Below are 17,577 nucleotides of genomic sequence, written 5' to 3' on the forward strand. Positions count from 1 at the left end.
GCCCAGCGCTCCCGGGTCAGCCGGCGACGGCGCAGAGCTGGTCGCGGGTGACACCCCGGGCCGCGTCCGCCGAAAAGCCCCACCTCGAGAGGATCTCGTCGAACTCGGGGCTCGCCTTCAACGCGCGCAGCTGTTCGTCGTAGGCGTTGACCAGGTCCTGGTCGGTCTTGCGGAAACCGGCGCCCGAGCCGGTCTGCTGCACGTCCTGGATGGCCGGGGTGATGTCGATGCCGTCGGCCTTCAGCGAGTTCAGCGACAGCGTCGGCAGGAAGAACGCGTCGGCGCGCCCGGCCAGCACCGCCTCGATCCCGCTGCGCCCGTCGGGAATGTTGACGATCTGGGCGGCCGGGACGTTCTGCGTCTTCAGCGCGCCGTCCTCGAAACCGCCTGGCAGCACGGCGACCTTCACCGCGGGATCGGCCTTGACGGAGGCCACGCTGGTGAGGTTCTTCGGGTTCCCCGCGGGCACCGCGAACGACTCCGTCGACACGATTTCCGGCTCGGAGTAGAGGATCTGGCCGCACCTGGACTGCTTCATGAACAGCCCGGCGGCGATGATGTCCCACCGGTTGGCGTTGAGCCCGGGGATCATCGACTCGTACGGCGTGACGACGCCCTCGATGCTCGGGATGCCCATCCGCTTGAGCACGGCGGCGACCACGTCCGGCTCCGCGCCGGTGACCGTGCCGTCCGGCTTGATCTGCGTGTACGGCGGCTCGTTCGCGATGGCGATGCGGGCGGAGCCCCGCGCCTTGATCTGGTCCAACGTGGACCCCTGCTGCCCGGTGCCGGGCTGGGTGAAGCTGCATCCGGTGAGGAGACCGGCCGCCGGCAGGGCCAGGGCCGCCGCCGCACTACCGCGGAACAACTGTCGTCGGGAGATTTCGGATCTGCGCATCGGCTCACGCCTCCCTCGCGAGCATCACCCAATCGAGTGATGCGTTGGGCAGAGACGCTAGGTCGCCCGATTGACGCTGTCAATGAACGGATTGTTGACAATGCGCAACCTCCGGATTCGGCCGCTCAGCGGTACGAAAGCTCGCAAGATGCCGAACCGCCAGCGCAAACGCACCAAAGAACGCGGGCCGAGCAGGGCACCGACCGCCCCGGCGCGGCATTTCCGCTGCGCCGATCCGGCGAACTTCCGCTCGCCGCCCGGAGTTGGACGGCCGTCCACAATGTCCTCCCTTCGCAAGGCGAAGCAGTCCGAAAGGTCGGGGTACCCTGTGATCGTCCCGGACGACCAGGAGCGCACCATGACCACCGAGCCCTGCTCCCCGGCCGTGCTGCACGGACGGCTGCGGGAGTGCGACCGGCTGCTCCCGAGACCGGGCACCATCCGCTCCCCCACCCTGCCGACGGTGCCCTGGGCGGAGTTCTGCGATCCGGCCGGGCCGTGGCTGGCGCGCTGCGTCGAGGAATGGCAGGAACGCGGCGAATTCCGGCACCGCAGGGCGGGAATCGTGCTGGTGGCGTTCCGCTTCGGCTGGCTCGCCTGCTGCGCCACGGTGCCGGAGTACCACCTCGGGGCGCCGCTGCCCGCGCTGGACGACCTGCGCGTCGCGATCACGGCCGAAGGCCGCCTCTCCGGACTCCGCCCGACCGGCGAGCTCGGCGAGAGCAGCCCGCAGCTGTGGTGGGACCAGCTCCGCAGGGCGTTCGAGCCGCTGACCGAGGCGCTGCACGCGCTCGGCGGCCCGGCCCCGGAAAACCACGAGTACTGGGGAAATCCGGTCGGCTCCATCGGCACGGTGCTCTGGCGCCTGCAACGCTCCGGACTGCCCGGCGACGCGATCGCCACGGCCCGCGAGCTGCGCGCGGCCACCGGCCGCGAGCGCCTGCTGGACATCGACGAGCGGCGGGACACCTGGCCACGCCGGACCACCTGCTGCCAGTGGTGGCGAAAGCCGGGCAACGGCTACTGCGAGGAATGCGTCCTCTGGAACTCCGCCGCCCGCAAGCCGAGCCGCGTCACCAGGTGACCGTTGCCGCCGCGCGGGTTTCGCGGGCGATCTCCAGGTCTTCTCGGGCCTGCACCACCACCGTGCGCACCGCTGCGCCGGGCGCGGTGATGTCGGCGTCGCCCGACGCCGCCGCGTTCAACACCGGATCCGCCGCCGCGCCGGCGAATCCCAGCGCCTCGCAGACCGCCGCCCGCACCGGCGGCTGGTGCTCGCCGATGCCGCCGGTGAACACCAGCAGGTCCAGCCCGCCGAGCACCGCGACCATCGCCCCCGCGAACCGGACCAGGCTGTGCCGGTACACGTCGAAGGCCACCGCCGCGTCCGCGTCGCCGCGCTCGCGGGCCGCCAGCACGTCGCGCAGGTCGCCGGAGCCGCCGGCCAGACCTGCCAGTCCCGACCGCGTCGCCAGCACCTCGAACAACTCCTGCGGCGCAACGCTTTTCGTGGTCATCAGCCAGCCGAGCAGCCCCGGATCGACCGTGCCGCTGCGGGTGTTCATGACCAGCCCCTCTTCCGGGGTGAAGCCCATCGTCGTGTCCACGCACCGGCCGTCGCGCACCGCCGCCATCGAGGCCCCGGCCCCGAGGTGGCAGCACAGCACCCGCCCCTCCCGCGGCGGCAACCCCGCCACCTCCGCGCCGCGGACCACGGCATAGGAATGCGACAGGCCGTGAAAACCGTAGCGGCGCAACGACCACTGCCGGTTCCACTCCCGGGGCAGCGCGTAAGTGGCTGCGGCCACCGGAAGCCCGGCGTGGAACGCGGTGTCGACGCACGCCACCGACGGCGTGCGTGGCGCGGCGGTCAGGGCTGCGCGTATCCCGGCGATCGCGCGCGGCTGGTGCAGCGGGGCGAGCTCGGTCAGCGAATCCAGGTAGGCCAGCACCTCGTCGTCGACCACGGTCGCCGCGACGATCCGGGTGCCGCCATGCACCACGCGGTGCCCGACGGCGTCCGCGCCGTGCTCGTCGAGGAACCGGCGGATCGGCTCCGCCCCGCCCTCCCAGCGCTCCAGGGTCTCCTCGGCGATCGCCTCGTCGCCGTCCAGCAGACCGAGCTTCAGGCTGCTGGAACCCGCGTTCACGGTCAGCACCCTCATCGCGCCGACCAGGCCCAGTCCCGGATCTCCGGCATGTCCTCGCCGTACGTCGATATGTAGTTGCGGTGCTCGATCAGCTTGGCCTGCAACGCTTCTCGCGCGTAGGCCGCGCTCGGCCCCAGCCGCGGCACCCGGTCGATCACGTCGATGGCGAGGTTGAACCGGTCGATCTGGTTGAGCACGCACATGTCGAACGGCGTGGTCGTGGTGCCCTCCTCCTTGTAGCCGCGGGCGTGGATGTTGTCGTGGTTGTGCCTGCGGTAGGTCAGCCGGTGGATCAGCCAGGGATAGCCGTGGAAGTTGAAGATCACCGGCCGGTCGCGGGTGAACAGGCTGTCGAAGTCGGCGTCGGACAACCCGTGCGGGTGCTCGCGCTCGTCCTGCAGCCGCATCAGGTCCACCACGTTGATCACCCGGATGCGCAGGTCCGGGAAGCGCTCGCGGAGCAGGTCGACGGCGGCCAGCGTCTCCATCGTCGGAACGTCCCCGGCGCACGCCATCACCACGTCCGGATCGCCGTCCTGAGCGCTGCTGGCCCAGTCCCAGATCCCGATCCCCTTGGTGCAGTGCACGATCGCCGCGTCCATGTCCAGGTACTGCGGCGCGGGCTGCTTGCCCGCGACCACCACGTTGATGTAGTTCCGGCTGCGCAGGCAGTGATCGGCCACCGACAGCAGCGTGTTCGCGTCCGGCGGCAGGTAGACCCGCACCACCTCGGCCTTCTTGTTCATCACGTGGTCGATGAATCCCGGGTCCTGGTGGGAGAAGCCGTTGTGATCCTGCCGCCAGACGTGCGAGGTCAGCAGGTAGTTCAGCGATGCGATCGGCGCGCGCCAGGCGAGCCCGCGGGTGACCTTCAGCCACTTGGCGTGCTGGTTGACCATCGAGTCCACTACGTGCGCGAACGCCTCGTAGCAGGAGAAGAACCCGTGCCTGCCGGTGAGCAGGTAGCCCTCCAGCCAGCCCTGGCAGGTGTGCTCGGAGAGGATCTCCATCACCCGGCCGTCGGGGGCCAGCGCGTCGTCGCCCGGTTCGGTCTCCGCGTCCCAGGCGCGCGACGTGGCGTCGAGGATCGCGTTGAGGCGGTTGGAGTTGTTCTCGTCGGGCGAGAAGACCCGGAAGTTGCGTTCGCCCTCGTTCAGGCGCATCACGTCGCGCAGGAAGCCGCCCAGCACCCGGGTGGCCTCGCCGGTGGTCGCGCCCGGCTCGTCGACCCGCACGGCGTAGTCCCGGAAGTCGGGCATCCGCAGCGCTCGCAACAGGATCCCGCCGTTGGCGTGCGGGTTGTCGCTCATCCGCCGGGTGCCCACCGGGTTGTGGTCCTTGATCCGCTGCACCGGCGCACCGCTCGCCTCGAACAGCGCGGCGGGTTCGTAGCTGCGCAGCCAGGATTCGAGCTGGCGCAGGTGCTCCTCGTTCTGGCGCGGATCGCTGATCGGCACCTGGTGCGACCGCCAGGTTCCCTCCACCCGTTTTCCGTCCACAGTGGCCGGACCGGTCCAGCCCTTCGGGGTGCGCAGCACGATCATCGGCCAACGCGGCCGCTGAACCCGGCCGTCCCGGCGGACCCGGCGCTGGATCGCGGCGATCTCGTCCAGGCACCGGTCCAGCGTCGCGGCGAACAGGTGGTGCATCGGCTCCGGCACCGAGCCGGACACCAGGTACGGCTCGTAGCCGAAGCCGCGCAGCATGCTGAACAGCTCCTCGTCCGGGATGCGCGCCGGCACCGTCGGATTGGCGATCTTGTAGCCGTTGAGGTGCAGGATCGGCAGCACCGCGCCGTCGCTCACCGGGTCCAGGAACTTGTTGGAATGCCAGCCGGCGGCCAGCGGACCGGTCTCGGCCTCGCCGTCACCGATCACGCACGCCACGATCAGGTCGGGGTTGTCGAAGGCGGCGCCGAAGGCGTGCGAGAGCGAGTACCCGAGCTCGCCGCCCTCGTGGATCGAGCCGGGCGTCTCCGGCGCGACGTGGCTGGGGATGCCGCCGGGGAAGGAGAACTGGGTGACCAGGCGGCGCAGGCCGTCGTAGTCCTGCGCGACGTCCGGGTAGACCTCGCTGTAGGTGCCCTCCAGCCACGCGGCCGCGACCAGCCCCGGCCCGCCGTGCCCCGGCCCGATCACGTACATCATGTCCAGGTCGCGGACCCGGATCGCCCGGTTGAGGTGGGAGTAGACGAAGTTCAGGCCCGGCGTGGTGCCCCAGTGCCCGAGCAACCGCGGTTTGACGTGCTCGGGCCGCAGCGGCTCCCGCAGGAGGGGGTTGTCCATCAGGTAGATCTGCCCGACGGACAGGTAGTTGGCCGCCCGCCACCAGAGCTGCAAGCCGTCGAGTTCCGCGGCGTCCAGGTGTTCGGACACGGCGGGCGTGGTCGTCCAGGTGGCCCCGGTCGCGGTGCTGGTCTCGCTGCTCATCCCGGCTCCTCAAGCTCGACACCCGCCAACCAGCGTGGGCGGCACCGGCCGGTTCGCAACTCGGCGGCGCGGGACCAGCACTGATCCGGGTATCTGCGGAAAACCGCAGTCGATGAGTGCTGTGCACCGCATTCCGCGGCGCGCCGCGGCGCCATAGCTTTGCGCATCGTGACCGGAAAGTTGATCAACAAGCGTTTCCCGCCCGCGGCCGGGGTCGCGAGCGCGCTCGCCGTGCTGGTGGTGCTCGCGTTGTCCGTACTGGGCGGTGCGAGCACCCAGCAGCCTGCCCCGGCCTCGGCACCCGCCGGCGAGTTCAGCGCCGAGCGCGCCGTTTCCGAGCTCGGCAGATTCGCCACCGAGCCCCGTCCGATGGGCAGCCCGGCGAGCGACCGGGCCAAGGAGCACCTCGTCGAGCGGCTGCGCGCGGAAGGACTGCAGGTGCAGGTCCAGCACTCGGTGGGCGCGCGCTCGGCCACCGGGCTGGCGACGTTCGGCCGGGTGGACAACGTGGTGGCGACGCTGCCCGGCAGCGCATCCACCGGATCGGTCCTGCTCGCCGCCCACTACGACTCGGCGGCCGTCGGCCCCGGGGCGTCGGACGACGGTTCCTCCGTCGCGGCGATGCTGGAGACCGTCCGGGCGCTGCGGGCCGACGGGCCGCTGCGCAACGACCTCGTGCTGGTGATCACCGACGGCGAGGAGGACGGCTTGCTCGGCGCGAACGCGTTCGTCCGGGAGCACCCGCTCGCCCTTCGCGGCGGAGTGGTCCTCAACTGGGAGGCACGGGGCGTCGACGGCCCGTCGCTGATGTTCGAGACGTCGAAGGACAACGCGCGTCTGGTCGAAACGTTCACCACCGCGGTCGCGCACCCGCGAGGCGACTCCTCGATGGTCGCGATGTATCGGATGCTGCCGAACAACACCGATTTCACCGCCTTCACCCAGGCCGGTTTCGCCGGCCTCAACTCGGCGTACATCGAGGGCTCGTCGCGCTACCACACCGCGGGCGACTCGATCGCGAACCTGGCGCCGGGCAGCCTCCAGCACCAAGGCGAGAACATGCTCGCCCTGGCCCGCGCCTTCGGCGGCGCCGATCTCGCCGGGCTGCGTTCGGACCACGACCTGATCTACTTCCGCGCGCTCGGCATGACGATCACCTACCCCGACACGCTGGTCTGGCCGCTGGCCGGGCTCGCCGCGTTGTTGCTGGTGGGCGCCGTGGCGCTGGCGCGGTACCGGCGGCTGGTCTCGCTGCCGAAGGTGCTGGTGAGCGCGCTGTCCGCGCTGCTCCCGATCGGCGCTTCGGTCGTGCTCGCGCAGGCGATGTGGTCGCTGATGGTGGCGGTGCGCCCCGGCTACGACCTGATGGGCGGTCTGGTGCACCGCCCGCTGATCTTCCAGGTCGCCATCGTCGCGCTCACCGGATTCGCCCTGCTCTGCTGGTACCTGCCGCTGCGCAACCGGCTCGGCCAGGCGGCACTCGCGCTCGGCGGCCTGGCCTGGCCGACGGCCTTGGGCATCGCGTGCGCCGCGTTCGCGCCGGGGGCGTCGTTCGTGTTCACCGTTCCGGCGCTGGCGGGAGCTCTCGGCGCGCTCGTCGCGATGATGTTCCCGAGGTGGGCTCTCGTTCCGGTCTCCGCCGGTGCCTTGGTGTCCGCGATGGTGCTGCCTGCCGTCACGCGCAACGTCTTCCACGGCGTGGGCTTGGCCCTCGGCGGTGCCGGCGCGCTGCTGGTCGTTCTGCTCGGACTGGTGCTGCTGCCGATCGGCGAGCTGTTCTTCCCCGACCGCGCACTACGCCGTCGAAGCGTCGCAGTCATCCTGCTGTCGGCATTCGCAGTCGCCTGCGCCTTGGTGGGTGGAGGTCTTGCCGCGGACGGTTTCGACGCGCAGCACCCCCGCCGCTCCCATCTCGCCTACGTGCTGGACGCGGATGCGAACACCGCGAGCTGGGTCAGCGCCGAGGACGAGCCGACCGACTGGACCAAGCAGTTCGTCGGCACCCGCGACACCGACCGGCTCCCAGCCGGATATACGCGTGGTGACCTGTGGACCGGCCCGGCGCAACCGCTCGACGTCGACGGACCGCGCGTGACCGGATCCCGCGCCGGAGACACCGTGACCCTGCACGTGTCCTCCGGCCGCGGTGCGGTGAACCTGGTGCTGCGCGTGGACCGGCCGATCACCGACGTCACGGCTCGTGCCCCCGGCAGCGCCCCGGTGTCGGTACAGGTGTCCGGCACTCGCGCCGGAACGTGGCCCGGTGAGATCCGCTTCCGCGACCTGCCACCGGAAGGCGCGGACATCACCTTCCGCGCTCGCGGGAACCAGGTCCAGGTGACGGCGATCGACGAAACCCACGGCCTCGCCGCGGCCCCCGGCTTCCGCCCGAGGCCACCGGGCGTCGAGGCGGGCACCCGCGAAGACGGCGACCGCATCGCGGTCACCCGCACCTACCGGTTCTGACCAACGTGGACGATCGTTTCGCCTGGTGACCGCCCGTGCTTACTTTGTGCTGCCATGGCAACGCAACGTTCGCACGGGCCCCGAGCAGCGGAAACCGTGCTACAGCAGGCGATCGACGGTGATCTCGGCCGCAGAGCGGCTCGCCGCCGCGATGATGTCCAGCGCGGCCACCGCGTCGGCGGGGTCCACCGGCGGCGGCGCGCCGTCGCGCAGCGCCGCGACGACTCCGTCGTAGAACGCCAGGTAGTCGCCCGCTTCGCTGGGCACCCGGCGGGCCTCGTCGCCGACGCCCAGGACGCCCCACATCTCCTCGGGCTCCCGGCCCCACGTGTCGTCGACGGGCAGCCGCCCGGCGCGCAGCGCGGCCTCTTGCGGGTCCAGGCCGTACTTGGTGAAGGTCGCGGCGTCGCCGAGCACCCGGAAGCGCGGGCCCTGCTGCGCCGCGACCTTGCTCATCCACAGGTGCGAGCGCACCCCGTTGGCATGGGTCAGCGCGATGAACGAATCGTCGTCCGCCCGCACCCCGTCGCGCCGGCAGTCGATCTCGGCGTAGACCGCCGCGACCCGGCCGAACAGCTGGAGGGCCTGGTCGATCAGGTGGCTGCCCAGGTCGTAGAGGACGCCCGCGACGTCCTCCGCCCCGCCGGAGTCGCGCCAGGTCGGCTTCGGCGTCGGCGACCAGCGCTCGAACCGCGACTCGAAGCGGTGCACCCGGCCCAGTTCGCCGTCGTCGAGCAGCCTGCGCACGGTGCGCATGTCGTTGTCCCAGCGGCGGTTCTGGAAGACCGTCAGCAGCTGCCCCTTCGCCGCGGCGTGCTCGATCAGCTGCCGCCCCTCGACCGAGGTCGGCGTGAACGGCTTGTCCACCACCACGGGCAGCCCCGCGTCCAGCGCGGCGGTGGCCAGCTCGACGTGGGTGCGGTTGGGGCTGGCGATCACCACCAGGTCCGGCTCGCGCGCCAGCAGCGCGTCCATGTCGCCGACCACCGCGGTGTCGGGGTGCTCGGCACGCACTTGCTGCTGCCGCTCCGGGTTGGCGGTGACGACCGCGTCCAGCCGCAGCGACGGGTGGGCGGCGATCAGCGGCGCGTGGAAGATCGCGCCGCCGACACCATATCCGACAAGTCCGACTCGCAGTGCAGAACCCATGTCCCCATTAGACCGCCGCCAGGCCCAACCCCGCCCCAGCGGGGCCGCGCCCCGCCCCAGCGGGGCCGCAATTTCAATGGAAATCGAAGGTCCGATTTCAATGAGCGTTTTTCATCCTGGTCAGCCCGCAGCCGCGGGCCGCAAAGCTGCACGTCGACGGGGTGTCGCATGCGCCGCAGGCGCATAACCCACCTACGACACTTGCACCGCCGCGGGTTCTCAGAGGCTTCCTGGCGAGGACGGCCCTGACGCCGTGTATCGGACATACATAAGTCAGGGCACCCACAGACCAGGGAGCCTCTGAGGTTCCGCCACCCGCACCGCCACCCAAAACGAGGCTGGAAAAACCTCAATGGAAATTGCGGCACCGGGGTCAGGCCGAGGCCTGGCGCGGGCGCACCTCGGCCTGGCCGGGGCAGACCAGGCCGGTCTCGTAGGCCGTGATCACCAACTGGGTGCGCGAACTGAGGTGCAGCTTCTGCATCACGTGGTAGAGGTGCGACTTGACCGTCAGCTCCGCTAAACCGAGGTTGCGGGCGATCTCGGCGTTCGACCCGCCGCGCGCGACCTCCAGCAGCACGTCCAGCTCCCGCTCCGTCAGCACGCTCAGCTCGCTGCGCGCGTCGCGGACGCCCAGCGCCGCGAAGCGCTGCAGGAGCCGCTTGGTGACCCGCGGCGACAGCAGCGCGTCTCCGGCCGCGACCGTGTGCACGGCCTTGACCAACTCCTCCGGCGTGGCGTCCTTGAGCAGGAAACCGCTGGCCCCGGCGCGCAGCGCGGCGTAGACGTACTCGTCGAGATCGTGCACCGTGAGCATGATCACCGAGGTCTCGCCGCCGGTCTCCGCGATGATGTCGCCGGCCGCCGCGATGCCGTCCTTGCCGGGCATCCGCACGTCCATGAGCACCACGTCGGGCCGTCGGCGGCGCACCGCCGCCAACGCCGCATCGCCGTCGGCGGCCTCGGCCAGGACCCGCAGGCCCGGCTCGTTGGACAACAGGGCAACCAGTCCCGCGCGGATCATCGCTTGGTCATCGGCTACCAGGACAGTCGTGTCCGCAGTTTCCACGCCGGGCCTCCTCGGTCCGGACGGCCTGAATTCCGACTCAGGCCAGGTCCGAATTTTCCGGGCACGGTAGCACGGCTTCAAGGTGAAATCCGTTCAAAACCGGATGTGCGGTCAAGGTTCCGCCCAGCAGCGCAACGCGTTCCCGCAGGCCGATCAGCCCATGTCCCGACTGTTGGGAGACGGGCCTGCCATCCACCGCGTCGATCCCGCTGATCCTGTTGGTCACCTCGATCCGCAGCGCATCGGCCCCGTAGTCCAGCAACACCCGCGCCCGGCCGGCCCCGGCGTGCTTGAGCACGTTCGTCATCGCTTCCTGCACGATCCGGTACGCGGTCATCTCCACGCCGGAGCCGAGCTCGCGGACCTGGCCGCGCCGGTCCAGCGTCCACACCACGTTCCCGCCGCGGACCGACTCGACCAACGCGTCCACCCCGTCCAGGCTGGGCGTCGGCTGCCAGTCCATCGGGTCCTGACCGGCCGGGTTGCGATCGCGCAGCACGTTGAGCAGGTTGCGCATCTCCCCCAGCGCGCCGCGCGAGGTCTGTTCGAGCTCCTGCAGGGTCTGCCGGGCGTGATCCGGATCGCGGTCGATCAGCGCGCGAGCGACGCCCGCCCGCAGCGCGACCACGGACAGGTTGTGCGACACGATGTCGTGGAACTCGCGGGCGATGCGGGCCCTTTCGACGACCGCGGCGTCGGCGGCGAGCTGATCGCGCGCCTCGTCCAGCAGCGCCATGGTCTGCTCCAGCTGCGCAGCCCGCCGACGGCCGATCCGCACCGCCCGGGCCCAGCCGACCACCATCACGAGGTTCACCACCGCGCCGGAGATCCGCAGCAGCCCCTCCACCGGCGTCAGCTCGTAGACGACGAGCTCGCTGACCGGGTAGACCATCGCGATCGTCGCGGCGCCCACCTCGCCGACCACCGAGTGGCGCACGCAGACGGAGTAGACCGCGACCAGGATCACCAGGTTCAGCCCGCCGATGTTCAGCTGCAGCAAGGTGAGCCCGACGGCGACCGCCAGCAGCGCGAACAGCACCAGCCACGGCGCCCGCCGGCGCAGCAGCAGCAGGCTGGTGGCGGGCACGCTCACCAGCAGCGGCCACCACCAGTCCATCCACGGTGGATGGTCGCCGATGGTCAGGTCGAAGCCGTGCAGCACCGAGAGCACCAGCACGAAGGCGAGATCGCCGAGCATGGCGCGATGCGCGGTGGCCCACGCCAGCACGCCGGTCCGCCGCTCGACGACCGCGGCGCGGCCAATTGCGTGATCGACCAATCGAACCTGCCTCGAGACCGTTCCTGAAGCCGTCAGCGCGTCGGCGCAGATCGGCTCGTGAGCGGGAATTCCGGTTCTCACCGGAACGAACACTCACGAGAACCAAGATCGTGTACCACCGCGCCGACGCGCTTCATCCGGCGAAAGTCGTAGCGGCGAACCTACCGTTCGCCGCCGCCGACCTACCTGGAACGGTCAGTACCCGCGCGCGACCCACTCGTCGAACTGCGGCCGGACCGCGCCGATCGTGCTGCTCTCCCCGTGCCCGGTCCGGACCTCGGTGTCCTCGGGCAGCGGCAGCAGCCGGTCCCGGATCGACGCCACGACGACGTCGAAGTCCGAATAGGACCGTCCGGTCGCGCCGGGCCCGCCGGCGAACAGCGTGTCGCCGGTGAACACCACGCCGAGTTCGGGCGAGTACAGGCAGACCGCGCCCGGCGCGTGGCCGGGCGTGTGCAGCACCCGCAGGCTCGCGCCGCCGACCTCGATCACCTGGCCGTCGGCGAGCTCCCGGTCCGGCTCGCGGTCCGGGTGCACCAGGTTCCACAGCACCATGTCGTCGGGGTGCAGGAAGATCGGCGCGCCGACCGCGTCGGCCAGCTCCGGAGCCCTGCGCACGTGGTCGTCGTGGGCGTGCGTGCACACCACGCCCAGCACGCGGCGGTCGCCGACGAGCCGGCGGATCGCCTCGACGTCGTGCGGCGCGTCGATGATCACGCACTCGCGGTCGTCGCCGACCACCCACGCGTTGTTCTCGACGTCGAAGGTCTGGCCGTCCAGCGAGAACGTGCCCGACGTGGTCGTGTGGTCGATGCGCGGCGTCATCCGAAGGTCACCACCGAACGCAGCACCTCGCCGCGGTGCATCTTCTCGAACGCCTGCTCCACCTGGTCCAGCGCGATCTCCTCGCTGACGAACTTCTCCAGCGGCAACCGGCCCTGCAGGTAGAGCTCGATCAGCATCGGGAAGTCGCGTTCCGGCAGGCAATCGCCGTACCAGCTGGACTTCACCGCGCCGCCGCGGCCGAACACGTCCAGCAGCGGCAGCTCCAGCTTCATCTCCGGCGTCGGCACGCCGACCAGCACCACGGTGCCGGCCAGGTCGCGCGCGTAGAAGGCCTGCTCGAAGGTCTCCGGGCGGCCGACCGCGTCGATCACCAGGTCGGCGCCGAACCCGCCGGTGAGCTCCCGGATAGCCTCGACGGCATCGGTCTCGGCGGCGTTGACCGTGTGCGTGGCGCCGAACTGCCGCGCCCACTCCAGCTTCTTCGGATCCCGGTCCACCGCGATGATCCGCCGCGCCCCTACCATGCTCGCCCCGGCGATCGCGCCGTCGCCGACGCCACCGCAGCCCAGCACCGCGACGGTGTCCCCCGGCCCGGCGCCGCCGGTGTTGACCGCGGCCCCGATCCCGGCCATCACGCCACAGCCCAGCAGCCCGGCCACCGCCGGGCGCGCCGCGGGATCGACCTTGGTGCACTGCCCGGCGTGCACCAGCGTCTTCTCCGCGAAAGCCCCGATGCCCAGCGCCGGCGACAGCGGCGTGCCGTCGGTCAGCGTCATCGGCTGCGCGGCGTTGTGGGTGGCGAAGCAGTACTGCGGCCGGCCCCGCTTGCAGGCCCGGCACACCCCGCACACCGCGCGCCAGTTGAGGATCACGAAGTCGCCGGGCTGCACGTCGCGCACGCCCTCGCCGACCGCTTCGACGATGCCCGCGGCCTCGTGCCCGAGCAGGAACGGATACTCATCGCTGATACCGCCCTCGCGGTAGTGCAGGTCCGTGTGGCACACCCCGCACGCCTGCACCCGCACCACGGCCTCGCCGGGTCCCGGATCCGGAACGCGGATGGTCACCACCTCGACCGGTGCGCCTTTCCCGGTCGCCACCACCGCGCGGACGTCGTCGGCCACGAGCACCTCCAGCAGATCGTCGTTTCGACCACCATCGTCGTACGCGCGCTCGACCGTCAGCAAGAGCGACACCGGATCGATCGTGAACACGCTCCGTCACTGATTGACTACTGTACGATTTCGGTGAGCGGGGGAGGATGATCATGACCGACATGCGCATTCCGCCGGTCCGGGAAATGGACATCGCCCGGCCCTGCGCAGCCCGGATCTACGACGCCTTCCTCGGCGGCAGCCACAACCTCGGCTGCGAGCGGGCCTTCATGGAAGACCTGGAGCGGGAGCTGCCGCACATCGGCGAGTCGTACCGGGAGAACCGGGCATTCGTCCGGCGCTCCGTGGAGTACCTGCTCGCGCACGGCGTCCGCCAGTTCATCGACCTCGGCTCGGGCATCCCCACCATCGGCCACGTGCACGAGGTGGCCCGGCGCCGGACCCGCGACTTCCGGGTGCTGTACGTCGACAACGAGCCGCTCACCGTCGCGCACAGCAAGCCGCTGCTGGCCGGCGAGCCGCGCGCCGAGATCATCCGGGTGGACTGCCGGAACCCGCAGGCGGTCCTGGATTCCCCGGAAGCCGCCGAGCTGCTCGACTTGGACCAGCCGGTGGGGCTGCTGATGGCGGCGGTGCTGCACTTCGTCCCCGACTCCGACGACCCGGTCGCGCTGGTCGATGCCTACCGCGACGCGCTGGTTCCCGGCAGCCACCTGGTGATCTCGCACCTGACCGGCAGCCACCACCCGGACGAGATGCGCATCCTGGCGGGACGCTACGAGGAGACGACGGACCCGCTGCACCCGCGCGAAGTGGAGTGGATCGAGAAGCAGTTCGGCGACTTCGAGGTCGTCCCGCCGGGAACGACGTACCTGTCGGACTGGCGCCCGGAACCCGGCCGGACCGCGGCGAAGCGCCCCTACCGCCTGCTCTACGGCGGAGTCGCCCGGAAGCACTGACCCCCGGACGCATCCTGTTCGGCCCGCAGTCGCGGGTCGCAAAGCTGCACGTCGATGGGGTGCCGCATGCGCCGCAGGCGCATAACCCACCTACGACACTCGCACCGCCGCGGGTTCTCAGAGGCTTCCTGGCGAGGACGGCCCCTCCGCCGTGTATTGGACATACATCAGGAGGGGCACCCACAGACCAGGGAGCCTCTGAGGTTCCGCCACCCGCACCGCCACCCAAAACGAGGTTGGAAAAACCTCAATGGAAATTGCGGTGTCGCGGGCTTTAGCGGCGGATGAACAGCAGCAGGACGCCCGCGAGGATCGCCGCGATTCCCGCCGCCAGCCAGGCCCCCGCCAGGCCCGCCTGCTCCGCCAGGACGCCGAAGAGCAGCGGCCCGAGGCTGCCGCCGAGGTAGATGCCGGTCTGGGTGAACGAGGTGGCGCTGGCGACCCGGTTCGGGGCGATCTTGGCGACCGCGAAGTTCAGCAGCCCGGGCCAGGCCCAGCCCGCGCCGAAGCCGATGGACACGCCGATCAGGAACGCCACCGGCGAGTTCACCGCCATCAGCCCGAAGCCGATCGAACCGATCAGCAGCATCGCGGTGATCATCCGCACCAGGTTCGGGTTCTTGCGGTCCGCGATGACGCCCGCGCACAACCGGATCGTCAGCCCGGTCGCCGATCCCAGCGACAGCACCAATCCCGCCGCGGACGGGCTGAACCCGACCTCGACGGCGGTGGTGGTGACGAACGCGCCGAGCGCGTTGGCCGCCGCCGAACCGAGGCCGCCGGAGATCGCCAGCAACAGCAGCGCGCCGCGGCCCGCGTCGCGCCCGCCGGAATCGGCACTGCGCGCAACGGACCGCTCGGCGTCCGGCAGCCGCGGCACCGCGACGGCGGCGACCAGGCCGACCACGCCGGCGATCACGAACACCCACCGCCAGCCGACGGTCAGCGCCACGGCGGGCACCGCGACCCCGGCCAGCAGCGTCGCGGCCGGGATGGAGGACTGCTTGACGCCGAAGCCCATGCCCCGGCGGTTGGCCGGGATGCCTTGCGCGATGAGCAGGTTGGAGGCCGGTTGGGCCAGCGAGTTCGGCAGTCCGGCCACCCACAGCAGGCCGAGCAGCCAGGGCACGCCGGGCGCCAGGGCCAGTCCGAACAGGCAGACCGAGCTGCCGAGCGCACCCAACCGCATGCCCTTTCGGGCACCGATCCGCTCGACGACCCACCCCATCGTCCGGGACGACAGCGACGCGACGCCGAAGAAGCCCGCCGCGCCCACGCCCAGCAGCGCCGCGCCGAACCCGAGGTCCTGCTGCAGCTGCACACCCATGCCGCCGACGAGGAACACCGGGAACACCCCGACCGTCACGACCGCGGCCACGGATGACAGCACCCGCGGGATCCCGATGGTCCGCGGAGCCTGCTCGGCGACGGCCACTGCGGGCATGCGTCCTCCTCGCGGCACGTTGCGGTGCGGTGGTCTTACCAGCGTGCGAAGCGGTCGGATTTTTAGCAACGCTAACGTGACGCACGCCTCCCCGACCGTCTGGTTGACGCGCCCCGGCCGAGGCGCAAAGGTCGACAGCGTGGGTCGACAACAGGAAGACAGCGTGGTCGTGGCGCCCGGTTCCCGGCTACCCGCTCCGGAGGTCCCCGACCTGGTGCTGCTGGATGCGGTGGAGCTGTCCTGGCTGATCCGCCGCCGGGAGATCACCTGCGTCGAGGTGATGGAGACCTACCTCCGGCACATCGACCGGCTCAACCCGGCGGTGAACGCGATCGTGTCCCGCGCCGACGAGGCCGAGCTCGTCGAGCAGGCGCGGCAGCGCGACCAGGAACTCGACCGCGGCGACCCCACCGGCTGGATGCACGGCTTCCCGATCGCGGTGAAGGACCTCTCCCACGCGAACGGGTTCCCCACCACGATGGGCTCGCCGATCTTCGCCGACCAGGTCGCGACGACCGACGACCTGCACGTGCGGCGGATGCGGGAGGCCGGCGCGATCGTCGTCGGCAAGACCAACGTCCCCGAGTTCGGCCTGGGCTCGCACACCTTCAACCCGGTGTTCGACACCACGCTCAACGCCTACGACACCACGCGCAGCGCGGGCGGCAGCAGCGGCGGCGCCGGTGCCGCGCTGGCCCTGCGGATGCTGCCGGTCGCCGACGGCAGCGACTTCATGGGATCGCTGCGCAACCCCGCGGCGTGGGGGAACCTCGTGTCGCTGCGCCCCGGCTTCGGCCGCATCCCGAGCGAGGGCTTCCTGAGCGAGCCCGCGGTGGTCGGCCCGATGGGGCGCACGGTGCGGGACATCGCGATGCTGCTGTCCACAATGGCCGGTCCGGACGAGCGCGCGCCGCTGAGCATCGAGCAGGACCCGGAGCTGTTCACCGGGAACCTGGAACACGACTTCGGCGGGGCCCGGATCGGCTGGATCGGCGACTTCGACGGCTACCTGGCCACCGAGCCGGGGCTGCTCGACCTGTGCACGGCGTCCTTCGGCGCCTTCGCCGAGATCGGCTGCGAGGTGAGGCCGGTGTCGCGCCGGCTACCGGTCGAGCAGGCCTGGGAGACGTTCCTGCTGTGGCGGGCCTGGACGGTCGGGCGCAAGAACGCCGAACTGCACGCCGACCCGACCACCCGGGAGCTGCTCAAACCGGAACTGATCTTCGAGATCGAGGGCTACCGGCGGCTGACGGTCGACGACATCGCGCGCGCCCTTACCGGCCGCGACGAGTGGTACGCCGCGGTGGCCGGGCTGTTCGAGGACTACGACTTCCTGCTCGCGCCGAGCGCGCAGGTGTTCCCGTTCGAGGCCGGGCAGCGCTGGCCGCAGCAGATCGGCGACCGGTCGATGGACACCTACCACCGCTGGATGGAGACGGTCGCGCCGTGGACGCTGTCCGGGCTGCCGATCGTCAACCTGCCGGTCGGCTTCAGCGAGTCCGGGCTGCCGATGGGGGTCCAGCTGATCGGCCGGAACCACGCGGAGTGGCCGCTCCTGCAACTGGCGCACGCCTACGAGCAGGCCACCGACTGGACCCACCGCGTCCTACCCCCCATGCTCCGCTGACCCCCATCGGGCCCGGACCGCAATTTCAATGGAAATTGCGCCCCTCCGGCGTGTCGCCCCACGACATGCCGGAGGATGTGGGCAACCCACCGCAGTTTCAATTGAAACTGTCCGTCGGTTTCAACGGAAACTGTCCGTCGGTTTCAATTGAAACTGTCCGTCGGTTTCAATTGAAACTGTCCGTCGGTTTCAATTGAAACTGCGGG

The 17,577-nt window shown here is 70.8% G+C and carries 13 protein-coding genes; 4 read left to right on the forward strand and 9 right to left on the reverse strand.

Annotation, left to right across the window (positions count from 1 at the left end):
- Positions 1-16: 16 nt before the first annotated feature.
- Complete coding sequence (ehuB, locus tag AB0H93_RS09185) at positions 17-898, reverse strand: ectoine/hydroxyectoine ABC transporter substrate-binding protein EhuB (protein WP_358569871.1); 882 nt, start codon at positions 896-898, stop codon at positions 17-19.
- 358 nt (positions 899-1,256) lie between these two features.
- On the opposite strand from ehuB, the gene AB0H93_RS09190 reads away from it, so the two are divergent.
- Positions 1,257-1,982: a hypothetical protein gene (locus AB0H93_RS09190; RefSeq protein ID WP_358569874.1), complete on the forward strand. Its 726-nt coding sequence runs from the start codon at positions 1,257-1,259 to the stop codon at positions 1,980-1,982.
- Here the strand turns inward: AB0H93_RS09190 and AB0H93_RS09195 are convergent.
- On the reverse strand, positions 1,972-3,063 hold the full coding sequence (locus AB0H93_RS09195; protein ID WP_358569877.1) for an acetate/propionate family kinase: 1,092 nt from the start codon (positions 3,061-3,063) through the stop codon (positions 1,972-1,974). The two genes, AB0H93_RS09190 and AB0H93_RS09195, sit on opposite strands and share 11 nt — an antisense overlap.
- A complete protein-coding gene (locus AB0H93_RS09200; RefSeq protein WP_358569880.1) occupies positions 3,060-5,477 on the reverse strand; it encodes a phosphoketolase family protein in 2,418 nt (805 codons plus the stop codon). The genes AB0H93_RS09195 and AB0H93_RS09200 overlap by 4 nt, the downstream gene beginning before the upstream one ends.
- Before the next feature lie 168 nt (positions 5,478-5,645).
- Here AB0H93_RS09200 and AB0H93_RS09205 point away from each other — a divergent pair, with 168 nt between their 5' ends.
- The gene (locus tag AB0H93_RS09205) at positions 5,646-7,943 is read left to right on the forward strand and encodes a M20/M25/M40 family metallo-hydrolase (protein ID WP_358569883.1); all 2,298 of its coding nucleotides are present in this window, start codon (positions 5,646-5,648) and stop codon (positions 7,941-7,943) included.
- 99 nt (positions 7,944-8,042) lie between these two features.
- On the opposite strand, the gene AB0H93_RS09210 is transcribed toward AB0H93_RS09205, so the two are convergent.
- The 5 genes from AB0H93_RS09210 to AB0H93_RS09230 form a co-directional block, all read right to left on the reverse strand.
- Positions 8,043-9,092 (reverse strand): Gfo/Idh/MocA family oxidoreductase, encoded by a 1,050-nt coding sequence (locus AB0H93_RS09210; protein ID WP_358569886.1) that lies wholly within the window; start codon positions 9,090-9,092, stop codon positions 8,043-8,045.
- Positions 9,093-9,465: 373 nt separating this feature from the next.
- Positions 9,466-10,161 carry a response regulator transcription factor gene (locus tag AB0H93_RS09215; protein WP_132494405.1) on the reverse strand — a complete coding sequence of 232 codons (696 nt, stop codon included), beginning with the start codon at positions 10,159-10,161 and terminating at the stop codon, positions 9,466-9,468.
- 37 nt (positions 10,162-10,198) lie between these two features.
- Positions 10,199-11,440, reverse strand: a complete 1,242-nt coding sequence (locus AB0H93_RS09220) for a sensor histidine kinase (RefSeq protein ID WP_358569889.1) — start codon at positions 11,438-11,440, stop codon at positions 10,199-10,201.
- 195 nt (positions 11,441-11,635) lie between these two features.
- Entirely contained in the window at positions 11,636-12,265 is a 630-nt protein-coding gene (locus tag AB0H93_RS09225; RefSeq protein WP_358569892.1) for an MBL fold metallo-hydrolase, read from the reverse strand.
- Positions 12,262-13,350, reverse strand: coding sequence for an S-(hydroxymethyl)mycothiol dehydrogenase (locus AB0H93_RS09230; RefSeq protein WP_358570537.1), 1,089 nt, complete (start codon positions 13,348-13,350; stop codon positions 12,262-12,264). Before AB0H93_RS09230 ends, AB0H93_RS09225 begins: the two co-directional genes overlap by 4 nt.
- Positions 13,351-13,493: 143 nt before the next feature.
- Here AB0H93_RS09230 and AB0H93_RS09235 point away from each other — a divergent pair, with 143 nt between their 5' ends.
- Positions 13,494-14,300 (forward strand): SAM-dependent methyltransferase, encoded by an 807-nt coding sequence (locus tag AB0H93_RS09235; protein WP_358569895.1) that lies wholly within the window; start codon positions 13,494-13,496, stop codon positions 14,298-14,300.
- A 274-nt stretch (positions 14,301-14,574) separates the two neighbouring features.
- On the opposite strand, the gene AB0H93_RS09240 is transcribed toward AB0H93_RS09235, so the two are convergent.
- On the reverse strand, positions 14,575-15,744 hold the full coding sequence (locus AB0H93_RS09240) for an MFS transporter (RefSeq protein WP_358569898.1): 1,170 nt from the start codon (positions 15,742-15,744) through the stop codon (positions 14,575-14,577).
- A 139-nt stretch (positions 15,745-15,883) separates the two neighbouring features.
- Between AB0H93_RS09240 and AB0H93_RS09245 the strand changes: the two genes are divergently transcribed.
- Positions 15,884-17,371, forward strand: a complete 1,488-nt coding sequence (locus AB0H93_RS09245; RefSeq protein ID WP_358569901.1) for an amidase — start codon at positions 15,884-15,886, stop codon at positions 17,369-17,371.
- Positions 17,372-17,577 lie beyond the last annotated feature (206 nt).

This window comes from Saccharopolyspora sp. NPDC050642, from assembly GCF_040654735.1.
GTDB classification, from domain to species: Bacteria; Actinomycetota; Actinomycetes; order Mycobacteriales; family Pseudonocardiaceae; genus Saccharopolyspora; species Saccharopolyspora elongata.